At 58.0% G+C, this 13,132-nt stretch carries 15 protein-coding genes; 4 read left to right on the plus strand and 11 right to left on the minus strand.

The annotated features are described in order from the left end of the window. Nucleotides 1–567: peroxiredoxin (locus ACIPIZ_RS26770; RefSeq protein WP_401168432.1), on the plus strand; the 567-nt coding region annotated here is incomplete at its 5' end. 74 nt (nt 568–641) lie between these two features. On the opposite strand, the gene rnt is transcribed toward ACIPIZ_RS26770, so the two are convergent. Continuing rightward, the gene (gene rnt / locus ACIPIZ_RS26775; RefSeq protein ID WP_007916667.1) at nt 642–1,319 is read right to left on the minus strand and encodes a ribonuclease T; all 678 of its coding nucleotides are present in this window, start codon (nt 1,317–1,319) and stop codon (nt 642–644) included. Beyond that, nucleotides 1,316–2,362, minus strand: coding sequence for a dihydroorotase (gene pyrC, locus ACIPIZ_RS26780; RefSeq protein WP_105707125.1), 1,047 nt, complete (start codon nt 2,360–2,362; stop codon nt 1,316–1,318). Before pyrC ends, rnt begins: the two co-directional genes overlap by 4 nt. A 160-nt stretch (nt 2,363–2,522) precedes the next feature. Here pyrC and ACIPIZ_RS26785 point away from each other — a divergent pair, with 160 nt between their 5' ends. Continuing rightward, nucleotides 2,523–3,431 (plus strand): OmpA family protein, encoded by a 909-nt coding sequence (locus ACIPIZ_RS26785; protein WP_105707123.1) that lies wholly within the window; start codon nt 2,523–2,525, stop codon nt 3,429–3,431. Between the two features lie 129 nt (nt 3,432–3,560). Continuing rightward, nucleotides 3,561–4,778 (plus strand): argininosuccinate synthase, encoded by a 1,218-nt coding sequence (locus ACIPIZ_RS26790; protein ID WP_007916658.1) that lies wholly within the window; start codon nt 3,561–3,563, stop codon nt 4,776–4,778. Between the two features lie 85 nt (nt 4,779–4,863). Here the strand turns inward: ACIPIZ_RS26790 and ACIPIZ_RS26795 are convergent, their stop codons facing one another. After that, nucleotides 4,864–5,568, minus strand: a complete 705-nt coding sequence (locus tag ACIPIZ_RS26795; protein ID WP_401168436.1) for a hypothetical protein — start codon at nt 5,566–5,568, stop codon at nt 4,864–4,866. Nucleotides 5,569–6,050: 482 nt separating this feature from the next. Between ACIPIZ_RS26795 and ACIPIZ_RS26800 the strand changes: the two genes are divergently transcribed. Further along, nucleotides 6,051–6,677 carry a response regulator transcription factor gene (locus ACIPIZ_RS26800; protein WP_064391960.1) on the plus strand — a complete coding sequence of 209 codons (627 nt, stop codon included), beginning with the start codon at nt 6,051–6,053 and terminating at the stop codon, nt 6,675–6,677. 75 nt (nt 6,678–6,752) lie between these two features. Here ACIPIZ_RS26800 and ACIPIZ_RS26805 read toward each other — a convergent pair whose 3' ends face one another. From ACIPIZ_RS26805 to metG, 8 genes are all read right to left on the minus strand, one after another. Next, nucleotides 6,753–6,932, minus strand: a complete 180-nt coding sequence (locus ACIPIZ_RS26805; protein ID WP_064391954.1) for a PA3496 family putative envelope integrity protein — start codon at nt 6,930–6,932, stop codon at nt 6,753–6,755. 107 nt (nt 6,933–7,039) lie between these two features. Continuing rightward, on the minus strand, nt 7,040–7,678 hold the full coding sequence (gene nth / locus ACIPIZ_RS26810; protein ID WP_105707120.1) for an endonuclease III: 639 nt from the start codon (nt 7,676–7,678) through the stop codon (nt 7,040–7,042). Next, the gene (locus ACIPIZ_RS26815) at nt 7,675–8,256 is read right to left on the minus strand and encodes an Rnf-Nqr domain containing protein (protein WP_105707118.1); all 582 of its coding nucleotides are present in this window, start codon (nt 8,254–8,256) and stop codon (nt 7,675–7,677) included. Before ACIPIZ_RS26815 ends, nth begins: the two co-directional genes overlap by 4 nt. Further along, the gene (locus ACIPIZ_RS26820; RefSeq protein ID WP_064391947.1) at nt 8,253–8,858 is read right to left on the minus strand and encodes an RnfABCDGE type electron transport complex subunit G; all 606 of its coding nucleotides are present in this window, start codon (nt 8,856–8,858) and stop codon (nt 8,253–8,255) included. The genes ACIPIZ_RS26815 and ACIPIZ_RS26820 overlap by 4 nt, the downstream gene beginning before the upstream one ends. Beyond that, a complete protein-coding gene (locus ACIPIZ_RS26825) occupies nt 8,855–9,838 on the minus strand; it encodes an RnfABCDGE type electron transport complex subunit D (RefSeq protein ID WP_401168440.1) in 984 nt (327 codons plus the stop codon). Before ACIPIZ_RS26825 ends, ACIPIZ_RS26820 begins: the two co-directional genes overlap by 4 nt. Next, nucleotides 9,825–10,832 (minus strand): electron transport complex subunit RsxB, encoded by a 1,008-nt coding sequence (gene rsxB, locus ACIPIZ_RS26830; RefSeq protein ID WP_105707111.1) that lies wholly within the window; start codon nt 10,830–10,832, stop codon nt 9,825–9,827. The genes ACIPIZ_RS26825 and rsxB overlap by 14 nt, the downstream gene beginning before the upstream one ends. After that, nucleotides 10,829–11,398: an electron transport complex protein RnfA gene (locus ACIPIZ_RS26835; RefSeq protein ID WP_105707109.1), complete on the minus strand. Its 570-nt coding sequence runs from the start codon at nt 11,396–11,398 to the stop codon at nt 10,829–10,831. The genes rsxB and ACIPIZ_RS26835 overlap by 4 nt, the downstream gene beginning before the upstream one ends. A gap of 115 nt (nt 11,399–11,513) precedes the next feature. After that, on the minus strand, nt 11,514–13,132 hold a 1,619-nt coding region (gene metG, locus ACIPIZ_RS26840; protein WP_401168444.1), incomplete at its 5' end, for a methionine--tRNA ligase.

A 13,132-nucleotide genomic window follows, 5' to 3' on the forward strand; every position in this document is an offset into this window, starting at 1 on the left:
TCCGTCCCGGCCGTACTCGGCAATGGCGAGATCGTTGACAGCTTCACCCTGTCCTCGGCCATCAAAGGCAAATACGGCCTGGTGTTCTTCTACCCACTGGACTTCACCTTCGTCTGCCCGTCCGAGCTGATCGCTCTGGACAACCGCATGGCTGACTTCAAGGCGCGCAACGTTGAAGTGATCGCTGTGTCGATCGACTCGCACTTCACTCACAACGCATGGCGCAACACCCCAGTGAACAATGGCGGCATCGGTCAGGTGAAATACACCATGGCTGCCGACATGAAGCACGACATCGCCAAGGCTTACGACGTTGAATCCGAAGGCGGCGTGGCTTTCCGTGGCGCGTTCCTGATCGACGACAAAGGCGTTGTCCGCTCGCAGATCATCAACGACCTGCCACTGGGCCGTAACATGGAAGAGCTGATCCGTCTGGTCGACGCTCTGCAATTCCACGAAGAGCACGGCGAAGTCTGCCCTGCCAACTGGAAAAAAGGCGACAAAGGCATGAACGCTTCGCCAGAAGGCGTTGCGGCTTACCTGACCGAGAACGCTGCTGCCCTGTAAGGCGCAACGTCGAGGTACAAAAAAACCGGCCCCTGTGGCCGGTTTTTTTATGCGCGGGATTTACTCAACGAGGATCAGTCGTCGAAGTCTTCCCAGCCGCCCATCTGTTTCCAGCGGTTGACGATGCCGCAGAACAGCTCAGCGGTTTTCTCGGTGTCGTAACGCGCCGAGTGCGCCTCACGGCCGTCGAAATCGATGTCGGCGGCCTGGCAGGCTTTCGCCAGTACGGTTTGACCGTACGCCAGACCGGCCAGCGTCGCGGTGTCGAAGCTGGAGAACGGGTGGAACGGGTTGCGCTTCATGTCCAGTCGCGCGACCGCAGCGTTCAGGAAGCCGAGGTCGAAGCTGCTGTTATGACCGACCAGGATCGCCCGCTTGCAACCGTTGGCCTTCAGCGCCTTGCGGATGCCTCGGAAGATGTCGGTCAGCGCGGTTTCTTCGCTGACCGCCATGCGCAGCGGGTGATCGAGTTTGATCCCGGTGAACTCCAGCGCCGCCGCTTCGATGTTGGCGCCTTCGAACGGCTCAACACGGAAGAAATAGGTGTGATCGGGGTAAACAAAACCCTTTTCATCCATGGCGATGGTGGTCGCAGCAATCTCCAGCAACGCATCGGTGGCCGAGTTGAAACCGCCGGTTTCTACGTCGACGACAACCGGCAGGTAGCCGCGAAAGCGTGCTGCCATCGGGTGGCGGGAACCGCCGCCGCCACTTTGACCGTCCAGTTCGTCGTCGAAATGGTCTTCACTCACGCGTGTTCCTCCAGCAGGCGCCAGCGCAGTTTTTCACCGGCGCGCAGCGGGATAACGGTCAGCTCGCCGAATGGCAGGCTGGTCGGGGCAGTCCATTCTTCACGAACCAAAGTAATGCGATCGGTGTTCGCCGGCAGGCCATAGAAACGCGGGCCGTTGAGGCTGGCGAAGGCTTCGAGCTTATCCAGCGCATTGCGCTGCTCAAAGGCTTCGGCGTACATCTCGATGGCGGCGTACGCGGTGTAGCAGCCGGCACAGCCACAAGCGGCTTCCTTGGCGTGCTGAGCGTGCGGCGCCGAGTCAGTGCCAAGGAAGAACTTCGCGCTGCCACTGGTGGCAGCGTCGAGCAGGGCTTCCTGGTGCGTATTGCGCTTGAGGATCGGCAGGCAGTAGAAGTGCGGCCGAATCCCGCCCACCAGCATGTGGTTGCGGTTATAGAGCAGGTGATGCGCGGTGATGGTCGCGCCAACGTTGGCCGAAGCCTCGTTGACGAACTGCACGGCGTCGCCGGTGGTGATGTGTTCGAACACCACTTTCAGCGTCGGGAAACGTTCGACTACGCGGCGCATGTGCTCATCGATGAAAATCTTTTCGCGGTCGAACACATCGACGTCGCCGCGGGTGACTTCACCGTGGATCAGCAGCGGCATGCCGACTTCGGCCATGGCTTCGATCGCCGGCAGAATCTTGTCGATGCTGGTCACGCCGGAGTCGGAGTTGGTGGTCGCGCCGGCCGGGTACAGCTTGGCGGCGTACACGAAACCGCTGGCCTTGGCCTCACGAATTTCTTCGGGCTGGGTGCGGTCGGTGAGGTACAGCACCATCAGCGGCTCAAAGCGACTGCCGGCCGGGCGGGCAGCGAGAATCCGCTGGCGATAGCCATCGGCTTCAGTGGCGTTGCGCACCGGAGGTACCAGGTTGGGCATGATGATGGCGCGACCAAAGGTGCGCGCAACATCGGCAACGGTATTGGTCAACACGGCACCATCGCGAAGATGAATGTGCCAGTCGTCGGGACGCAGCAGGGTCAGGCGGTCGGACATGAGGGGATTCCAGGCGGGTCAAACTGAGGCGAATGCTACCGGAAAAGACTCTTGCAGGCACTCGCTATCAAGTTTTGCGGGAACCTTCCGATATCCCGTAGGTATGCCGTAAACATAGTGTGAATCGGTCTTTGTGTTTCAGAAGCCAATGGAGCCTCCCGTGCGCCAGCGTTATTTAGCCTTGCTCAGTGTGTTTGCCAGCCTCCCCGCGATGGCGCTCACGTACCAGACCCGTCTGGAGAACATTGAGTGGACGGTCGCCGGCGACAAGTTCGAATGTCGTCTGACCCAGCCGATCACTGATTTCGGCTCGGGTGAGTTCGTGCGCAAGGCCGGCGAGCAGGCGATATTTCGTCTGAACGCCTACAACGCGATGCTCGGCGGCGGCTCGGCGACGCTGCTGGCAGCGGCGGCGCCCTGGCAGCCGGGGCGCGGCGATATCAACTTGGGCAGCGTCAGAATCGGCAGCGGCAATGTGCTGTTCAACAGCTCGCAATCCCAGGCCGGCGGCTTGATCAGTGGCCTGCTCGACGGTCGCAGCCCGGTGGTGCGGCGTGCGTCTGGCGACGGACGGGTTTCGGAAGTGCGTTTGTTGCCAGTCAAGTTCAACAAGGCGTTCAACGACTATCAAACCTGTGTGGCGAAGTTGCTGCCGCAGAATTTCGACCAGATCAAGCGGTCGCAAATCGGCTTCCCTGGCGAAGGCGTTGACCTGGATTCCGCCGCCAAAGCCAAGTTGCAAGTGATGCTCGAGTTCATGAAGGCCGATCCGACGGTCAATCACATCGAACTCGACGGCCATTCGGACAACAGCGGTAATCGCCTGACCAATCGGGAACTGTCGCGCCGCCGGGCGCTGGCTGTCGTCGACTTCTTCAAGGCCAATGGCATTCAGGAATCGCAGATCACCGTGCGGTTCCACGGCGAGCAATATCCGATTGTGCCGAACACCAATGCGGCCAATCGCGCGAAGAACCGCCGGGTCAATGTCAAACTGGCACGTGTGGCGCCGACAGCGGCTCCGGCGCCGCAAGCGAGTACGCCAGCCAGCACTGCAGCGACTTCCTGACCCGCGGGTCATCGTCGCGCTCTCGACAGATTCTGTCGCTTTGTCGTCTTAAGCTGTCGCGCCTCTGTAAATTATCGCGTTTGGGCGGTAGACTCCTCGGCTTTCCGTAGAACCCCGTGGAGTGATGGCATGGCGGACGTAAACAAGGTCGTTCTGGCGTATTCCGGCGGCCTGGACACTTCGGTGATCCTCAAGTGGCTGCAGGATACTTATAACTGTGAAGTGGTGACCTTCACCGCTGATCTCGGTCAAGGCGAAGAGGTCGAGCCGGCCCGCGCCAAGGCTCAGGCCATGGGCGTCAAAGAAATCTACATCGACGATCTGCGCGAAGAATTCGTGCGTGATTTCGTATTCCCGATGTTCCGCGCCAACACCGTTTACGAAGGCGAGTACCTGCTGGGTACTTCCATCGCACGTCCGCTGATCGCCAAACGTCTGATCGAAATCGCCAACGAAACCGGCGCTGACGCCATTTCCCACGGCGCCACCGGCAAGGGCAACGACCAGGTGCGTTTCGAACTGGGTGCCTACGCACTCAAGCCAGGCGTAAAAGTCATTGCACCATGGCGTGAGTGGGACCTGCTGTCCCGCGAGAAGCTGATGGACTACGCCGAGAAGCACGCGATCCCGATCGAGCGTCACGGCAAAAAGAAATCCCCGTACTCGATGGACGCCAACCTGCTGCACATCTCCTATGAAGGTGGCGTGCTGGAAGATACCTGGACCGAGCACGAAGAAGACATGTGGAAATGGACCGTCTCCCCGGAGAACGCTCCTGACAAAGCGCAATACCTGGAACTGACTTACCGTAACGGCGATATCGTTGCACTGGACGGCGTCGAAATGACCCCGGCTACCGTGCTGGCGACGCTGAACAAGATCGGTGGTGCTCACGGTATCGGCCGTCTCGACATCGTCGAAAACCGTTACGTCGGCATGAAGTCCCGTGGCTGCTACGAAACCCCGGGTGGCACCATCATGCTGCGCGCTCACCGCGCCATCGAATCGATCACCCTGGACCGCGAAGTCGCTCACCTCAAAGACGAGCTGATGCCGAAATACGCCAGCCTGATCTACACCGGTTACTGGTGGAGCCCGGAACGTCTGATGCTGCAGCAGATGATCGACGCTTCGCAGGTCAACGTGAACGGTGTTGTGCGCCTGAAACTGTACAAAGGCAACGTGATCGTCACTGGCCGCAAGTCCGACGATTCGCTGTTCGATTCCAACATCGCGACCTTCGAAGAAGACGGCGGTGCTTACAACCAGGCCGACGCGGCGGGCTTCATCAAGCTCAACGCGCTGCGCATGCGCATTGCTGCCAACAAAGGCCGCAAGCTGTTCTGAGCCCTTCAGACACGCAATAAAAAAGGCGGCTTGTCGTTATGACAAAGCCGCCTTTTTTTACCCACTACAAAAGGCTGCATGGATTTCATGCGCCTTTCAGAATCGTGCTGGCGTGCGTACGTACGTTATAGGCAATCACATGGGTCGCTCCAACGCGTTTTTTTGCATGCCGCAGAAGCTCCGCCATGATCTGCATGAGCAGAACCTCAGACGCCGGATCAGTCAGTAATACGATGATTTTCGAATGTTTGCCAGGGCGAGAGAAGCTTTCCAGCAAGGTGTCAAAGTCCATTCGATTGTTCATCTGACGCACGTCGATCGCTCGCAGGGTTCCCAGCGGTTTGGGCCATTGAACGTTATGTTCGATCCATGAACACGCGGTGTCGGCGACACCAGGTTCTGGCGGGGGACCGGACGGGTGCAGGTTCGCTTCTCTTGCAGGTACTCCGTTACTGGAGGAAGTCTCCTTGGCTTTTTCAGGCGATGGAGCTTTTTCCGTCGAACTGTTGCGCAATCCGCTTTCGGTATCTTTGATATCGGCAGACAGCTTTAAAAAACTGTCGTCCTTGTCGAAGTCGGAAGGCGCATAAAGAGATCGATAGTTGAAGTTTAATGTAATGAAAAATAGCAGTAACAAGTAAAAAGGAAAGCTCATAAGGAACCATATGTACATCTCGCGTTCCTGATCACCAAGGAATGGCAGTGATACGGCCGCGGAGGACTCGGATATGAAAGCAAATACAACGATTACTGTCATTGGGTTGGCAATTTTCTTTTTGAATTTCAGCATATTTGGCACTCATGAAATTTAGTTGTCCGTACTTATGGTTTGTTTTTAGTGGGTGTGTATTTTTATATTAAAACTATGGCGTTGGATAGAAGTATCTTGTTTCAGTTGTTTATGTTGTCGTGGTGAAAGATTTTGATTTGTTTTTTTAAAAGAACAGGTGTGTTGGTTTTTTTCAGAGTTAGAGTTTCGGGTTGTTGATAGCGCCATGCAAAGTTCTTCAATCATTCGGGTATCAGCGCATGCTCGTACGGCGCTCCCCTGAGGGCTTGTCTGGCAGGCGTTTTAACGGGTTGACACGGGTCGTAAACCGCGCCCGAGTGACACTTGATCTGCGGAGTTTGGAATTCTTGTAGGAAAAGTCTTTATTTGCTGTAGGGGATGTCTTTCGCTGTGCTTGCAATGGAACTCTCTTGTGCCATGTCGCAAGTGACTAGGCTATTGTGCCGGCTCTAAAAATTCGAACAGCGAAACTGGACTTGCCCATGAATAAAGTGCTGATCGTGGATGATCACCCCGTCATTCGTCTTGCTGTGCGCATGCTGATGGAGCGTCATGGCTACGAAGTTATTGCAGAGACGGATAATGGCGTAGATGCTCTGCAACTTGCGCGCGAACAAATGCCGGACATTGTCATACTGGATATTGGAATACCCAAGCTTGATGGTCTGGAGGTTATTGCGCGTCTGGCGTCGACTGCGATGCCGATGAAAGTCCTGGTGTTGACTTCCCAGGCGCCAGGGCACTTTTCAATGCGTTGCATGCAGTCTGGTGCTGCAGGCTATGTTTGCAAACAACAGGATCTGACCGAATTGCTCAGCGCCATCAAAGCGGTGCTTTCCGGTTACAGCTACTTTCCCAATCAGGCGTTACACACGGTGCGCACCAGCCTGGGAAATGCCAGCGAAGCCGATATGGTCGATCGTCTTTCCGGGCGCGAAATGATGGTGTTGCAGCAGTTGGCTCGAGGCAAGACCAACAAGGAAATTGCCGATGGCATGTTTCTCAGCAACAAGACAGTCAGTACTTACAAGACTCGATTACTGTTGAAGCTCAATGCCCGTTCTCTGGTTGATTTGATCGAATTGGCACAACGTAATGGGCTTGTCTGAGTGTATTTTCAGCGACCGATCAGCATCAGCGTGCAGCGGACAGAAAAAAGCCTCCGTTTCGGGAGGCTTCAGATATCAGAGATCAAAATCGTAATCAGCCAATTGTTTTTGCAACCGGCGCTCCTCTAGCAGATTGTCGATGGTGCGGCGTTTGCTGAGGTTGGTTTTTGCGACCTCGACCACGGGTTCTGCGTCATCGGTCTCAGCGGCAGTAAAATCGTCTTCAACGTCCAATTGCTCTTTATCGGTACTCATCAGGTTAACTCCCGGCTAAGACTGCCTTTGGCGCTCCTTATATCGACAATACAACGACTGGTAAAAAAGATTTTTTCAATCGACAGATACAAAAACCTAATAGTTACTCAATCGTCTGAAGTTTTTTCCTTGTACTCGCACAAGTCCTCGATCCGGCAGCTGCCGCAGCGGGGTTTGCGTGCCAGGCATACGTAACGCCCATGTAAAATCAGCCAGTGGTGGGAGTCGAGCAGGTAATCCTTGGGCACAAATTTCATCAATTTCTTTTCCACTTCGACCACATTCTTGCCGGGTGCAATTCCGGTGCGATTGCTGACGCGGAAGATGTGCGTGTCGACTGCCATGGTCAGTTGGCGGAAAGCGGTATTGAGGACCACATTCGCTGTTTTACGCCCGACACCTGGCAGGGCTTCGAGCTCTTCACGCGTTTGCGGAACCTGGCTGTCGTGGCGTTCTACCAGCAAGCGGCAGGTCTCGATAACGTTTTTCGCCTTGCTGTTGTACAAGCCAATGGTCTTGATGTATTCGGACAGCCCCTCGACACCCAAGGCATGAATCGCCGCTGGCGTATTGGCTACCGGGAAAAGCCTGGCCGTGGCCTTGTTGACACCGACGTCGGTCGACTGCGCTGAAAGAATTACAGCGATCAACAATTCGAACGGCGAGGAGTACGCCAGTTCGGTTTTCGGCTCGGGATTGTCTTCGTGCAGTCTGCGAAAAATCTCAAGACGTTTTGCGGCATTCATGGGCGATGCGTTTCCTTCGAAATAGAGTTCGGGCGCGTCCACGCCTGATGTGCTGCGAGCAGCAGCCCCAGTAAAATCAGTGCGCCGGGAACCAGCGTCAGCCAGTGCAGGCCTGCGCGAAACAACACCCACTCTCGCCAGTGTTCGGACAGGTCCCGGCCAAGGCTGCCCTGACCGATGAGCTCTCGCAACACCGCCAGTAGCACCATCAGCCCGCCGAACTGAATGCCGAGTTTGAGGCGCTGGGCCAGTGAATGGCGAAAGAAGCCGTTATGTTCCAGTACCACGCACTGCAGAGCGATCATCCCGGTATACAGACTGAGAGCCTGATGCCATTGCACAGACCAGCGTTGCGCGAATATCTCGGCGCAAGCGGTGAGGGTGGCGGCGAGTACCACACTGGTCAATAACGTGCTCAAGGGCATCAGGCGCGGGCGCAGCAACGACATGCAGACGCCATACACGCCCACCACCATCACGGACATAAACAGCATGCCTGAAGCTTCGGCGAGCGAGCTGCTGGTGCCGAGCAGCAGCACCAGCACCATTGAGTTCGACAGCTTCACCGATGTGTTCATGTACCACTCCCCAGCATGGCTACCCGATGCTCATCGAAATAGCGTAATGCATCGTGGATGGCATTGAGCGCCGCGCGAGAGGTAATGGTGGCCCCCGCCATCTGGTCGAATTGGCCCTGATCCTTTTTCAGTGCCCAGCCGTTATCGGTGGGTTCTTTGCGTGACTTGCCGGCAAACGCCTGAAGCCAAGTATTTGGCCAGTCGCCAAGATGTCCGCCGAGTGCCGGTGTTTCGTTTTGCCTGAGGGTTTTCACGCCAATCAGCTTGCCGCGGGTATCAACGGCGATCAGCAATTGGAGGGTGCCGGCGTAACCCTCGGTTTCACTGCGCAGCACCAGCGCCACCGGTTGTCCGGCCTTGGTTGCGCGATAAGCGCCGAGCAGACGGCTACGGGGCAAAGCGACATCGACCAGCGGCAACGGCTGTTCCAGCGGTTGATTGTCGTAGCTTTCGGCTGGGAGCACGTCGAGCAGTTTGCGATTGTCGAGCCGGCGCAGCTCGGCGGCAATCTGCGGTGCATTGGCGCGTTGTACCAGATACGTCACACCAACACCGCTGATCGTCAGGACCAGCACGATGACGACATTCGCTGTGCGGTTCATGGGGTCACCTGCGTCTGTCGCTTGGCGGCGAAACGTTCCAGTGCCGGCACGCCAAGATTCATCAGCAGCACCGCGAACGCGAGCCCGTCCGGGTAGCCACCCCACGTGCGAATCAGATAAGTCAGCAAGCCGACGCCGATACCAAACAGCAGGCGGGCGGGGGCGCTTTTTGCACCTGAGACCGGTTCGGTAATGATGAAGAAAGCACCCAGCATGGTCGCACCGCTCAGCAGGTGGAACAGTGGCGAGCCATGCGAGTCCGATCCCGAGCCGTTCCAGCACAACAGGCTGACGACGAACAGGCTCGCGAGCATGCCGACCGGCGCGTGCCAGGCGATGACCCGCCGTTGCAGCAAGAACAGCCCGCCGGAGAGGAAAGCCAGGTTTATCCATTCCACGCCGCGGCCGCCGAAGCGACCGAACGCTGGATTGCTGGCAAACAACTCATCCATTGTCAGGCTCTTGTTGATGCGCAGACTGTCCAGAGCTGTGGCCTGCACCCACGCATCCGGCGCCTGAGCCGGATTGAATACCTGCTGCACGGCGGCGAGCAGATCCATGCCGTGCGCGGGCCAGAGGGTCATCGGCTGCGGGAACGTCACCATCACCAAAGCGAAACCAAGCATTGCCGGGTTGAACGGGTTTTTGCCAATGCCCCCGTACAAGTGCTTGCCGAACAACAGGCCCGAGGCAATCGCTGTCGTCGTCAGCCACCAAGGGCAATAAGCCGGCAGGGCGGCAGCCAGTAATGCCGCACTGACCATTGCGCTGCCGTCGCTCAGTGCGGGGTGTAACGGTTGCCGGCGCAGTCGTGCGACGCCGGCTTCGACGATGAGTGCGCTCGTCATGCAGAGGATCAGGTTGATCAGTACGCCCCAACCGTACAACCAGAACTGCACGAGCAGCCCCGGCAGTACCGCGAGCAACACCAGCTTCATCGCCTGTTGCAGACGATCATCCGGCGTTTCAAGGGGCTGCATGTGCTTGCACCTGACGCTCGGCGTCGCGCAGCGCTTGCTCCAGAGCTGCGATTTGCTCCGGCAAAGCCTCGGCGGTTTGCGCTTTCTTCAGTTCGGCACGGCGCATGGCCACTTGGATTTTTGCACGTTTCAGATCGGCGTCCGACGCAGTGGCCACTGTCACGGCGGGAGTTGCCGGTGTGTCGCTTTCGAGTTTTGCCAGCGCCTGTTCGGCGGCTTCGAACTGTTGCTGCAACACGATCAATTGCGATTGCTGATCGAACGTCGGTGGATGGCCGAAGGCTTTCAGCGACTTATGCAATTGTGCGCGGCTCATTGCGACATCGATCCTGGCTTTCTTCAGAGCGGCGTCCGCGCTGGCGGTCTTCTGTGCACGCACACGTTCCAGCGCAGCCTGCACTGGATCAAGCGTGTTGACTTCGGGTTGCGCCGCACGTTTGGCCCGTGCCTCTCGCTCAGCCTGTTTCTGTTGTTCTTCGCGTTGCAAGCGGGCATTGCGTTGCTCGAAGCGCTGACGTGCATGATCGCGCTTGGCGGCGCGTGCACGGTGTTCTTCGAGACTGAGTGCCAGACCTCCGACCACGGGCAATGTGCCCGGCGGCAGTGGATGCATTTCGATGCAGTCGACCGGGCACGGCGCGACACACAGATCGCAACCGGTGCATTCGTCAATCAGCACGGTATGCATCAACTTGGCGGCACCGACGATGGCATCAATCGGGCAGGCCTGGATGCACTTGGTGCAGCCGATGCATTCGGCTTCGCGGATATAGGCGACCTGCGGCGGTGCCGAGCCACGGCTGATGTCCAGTTCCAGTACCGGCACTTTCAACAGCTCGGCCAATGCCGCGATGGTTTCATCACCACCGGGCGGACACTTGTTGATCGCCTCGCCCTCAGCGAGGCCTTCAGCGTATGGCTTGCATCCAGGATGGCCGCACTTGCCGCATTGGGTTTGCGGCAAGAGGGCATCGATGCGTTGAATCAGACTCATGTTTTGATCAGTCCACTGAATCCGAGAAAAATCACCGCGATCAGGCCGGCACCGATCAGGTCGATCGGCAGGCCGCGAAAGGGCAGGGGAATATCATTGTCGGCCGTGCGCTCGCGCAAGTCGGTAAACAGGCCAAGCACCAGCCAGAAGCCGAGCCCGGCACCGAGACTAAGGGCGGTTGCCTGCAGCAGACCTTGATCGTTGAGTGTATTGATCAATGCGACCCCGAGTACACCTGCGTTGCCGAGTAACAGTGGCCATAAACCTTCGAAGGGCAGATTCGGCAGCCAGCGCGTCAACAGTTTCAGCAGTGGCGCAATCAACAAAACGCTCAACGGCAGAAACACCAACAGGCGCAGGGCTTCAAGGTGAAACGGCACCAGCAACCAGTGCCAGATAACGTAACCGACTACAGCGACGACCAGCGTCAGGCACAGCGTCGCCAATCCCAGCGCGTGCACCTGACGACGACTGCCCGCCAACAGCGGATCGGCGCCCAGCGGCCAGTGCAACACGAAGTTGTTGAGCAGCGCAGCACTGATAAGCGTAAGCATGAGTTCAGTCATGGTTCTGTCGGCGAAACGGGCAGGTGTCTCTTAAGGTTAGGCAGTATCCGCCCAGATATGAAAAATCCCACCGGCATGCGGGGCACGTCGGTGGGATCGATTTTATTGCTGTCGCTTACTTGATGCGCTGACCCGGCTTGGCGCCGCTGTCCGGGCTCAACAGGTAAATCTCTTCGCCGCCAGGGCCGGCCGCCATCACCATGCCTTCGGAAATACCGAACTTCATTTTCCGTGGCTTGAGGTTGGCGATCATCATGGTCAGGCGACCGTCGAGCTTGGACGGATCCGGGTAGGCGCTCTTGATGCCCGAGAACACGTTACGTTGCTCGTCACCGATATCCAGTGTCAGGCGCAGCAGCTTGTCGGCGCCTTCCACGTGTTCGGCCTTGACGATCAGCGCGACGCGCAGGTCGATCGCGGCGAATGCATCGAAGTCGATTTCCGGCGACAGTGGATCCTTGGCCAGTTCGCCATTGCCGGCCGGGGCAGCAGCACCGGTATCGGTCTGGCTGGCGGTCAGGTCTTCTTTCGAGGCGTCGGACATGGCTTGCACTTTTACCGGGTCAATGCGGGTCATCAACGGCTTGAATTCGTTGAGCTGATGGTTGGCCAGCAGGGTGGTGTGGTCGTTCCAGGTCAGCGGGGCGACGTTGAGGAACGCCTCGGCATCGGCGGCCAGCAGTGGCAACACCGGTTTGAGGAAGATCACCAGTTGGCGGAACAGGTTGATGGCGGTGGCGCAGATCGCCTGGACTTCATCCTGTTTGCCTTCCTGCTTGTTCAACGACCACGGCGCCTTGTCGGCGATCCAGGCGTTGGCGCGGTCGGCCAGGGCCATGGTTTCACGCATGGCACGGGCGAAGTCGCGGGCTTCATAGGCGTCGGCAATGCTTGGCGCGGCGACGAGGAAGGCCTCGGTCAGCTCAGGCGCAGCATTGGTGTCGACCAGCAGGCCGCCATTGCCTTTCTGGATGAACCCGGCGCAACGGCTGGCGATGTTGACCACTTTGCCGACCAGGTCGGAGTTGACCTTCTGTACGAAGTCTTCGAGGTTCAGATCGAGGTCATCGACGCCACGGCCCAGTTTGGCCGCGTAGTAGTAGCGCAGGTATTCCGGCGACAGGTGATCGAGATAGGTGCGCGCCTTGATGAAGGTGCCGCGCGACTTGGACATTTTCTGGCCGTTGACGGTCAGGTAGCCGTGTACGTTGATACCGGTCGGCTTGCGGTAGCCCGCGCCTTCAAGCATCGCTGGCCAGAACAGCGCGTGGAAGTTGACGATGTCCTTGCCGATGAAGTGGTACAGCTCGGCGGTGGAGTCTTTGCCCCAGAACGCGTCGAAATCCAGCTCCGGCGTGCGGTCGCAGAGGTTCTTGAAGCTGGCCATGTAGCCGATCGGCGCGTCCAGCCACACGTAGAAATACTTGCCCGGCTCGCCCGGAATCTCGAAACCGAAGTACGGCGCATCGCGGGAGATGTCCCACTGTTGCAGGCCGGCGTCCAGCCACTCGGCGATCTTGTTGGCGACGGCGTCCTGCAATGTGCCGCTGCGGGTCCAGGCCTGCAGCATTTCCTGGAAGTCCGGCAGTTTGAAGAAGAAGTGCTGGGAGTCCTTGAGCACCGGAGTGGCGCCAGAGATGGCCGACTTCGGATCCTTCAGGTCGGTCGGCGCGTAGGTCGCACCGCATTTTTCGCAGTTGTCGCCGTACTGGTCTTCAGTCCCGCATTTCGGGC

The organism is Pseudomonas sp. NPDC087690 (assembly GCF_044743175.1).
Taxonomy (GTDB): domain Bacteria; phylum Pseudomonadota; class Gammaproteobacteria; order Pseudomonadales; family Pseudomonadaceae; genus Aquipseudomonas.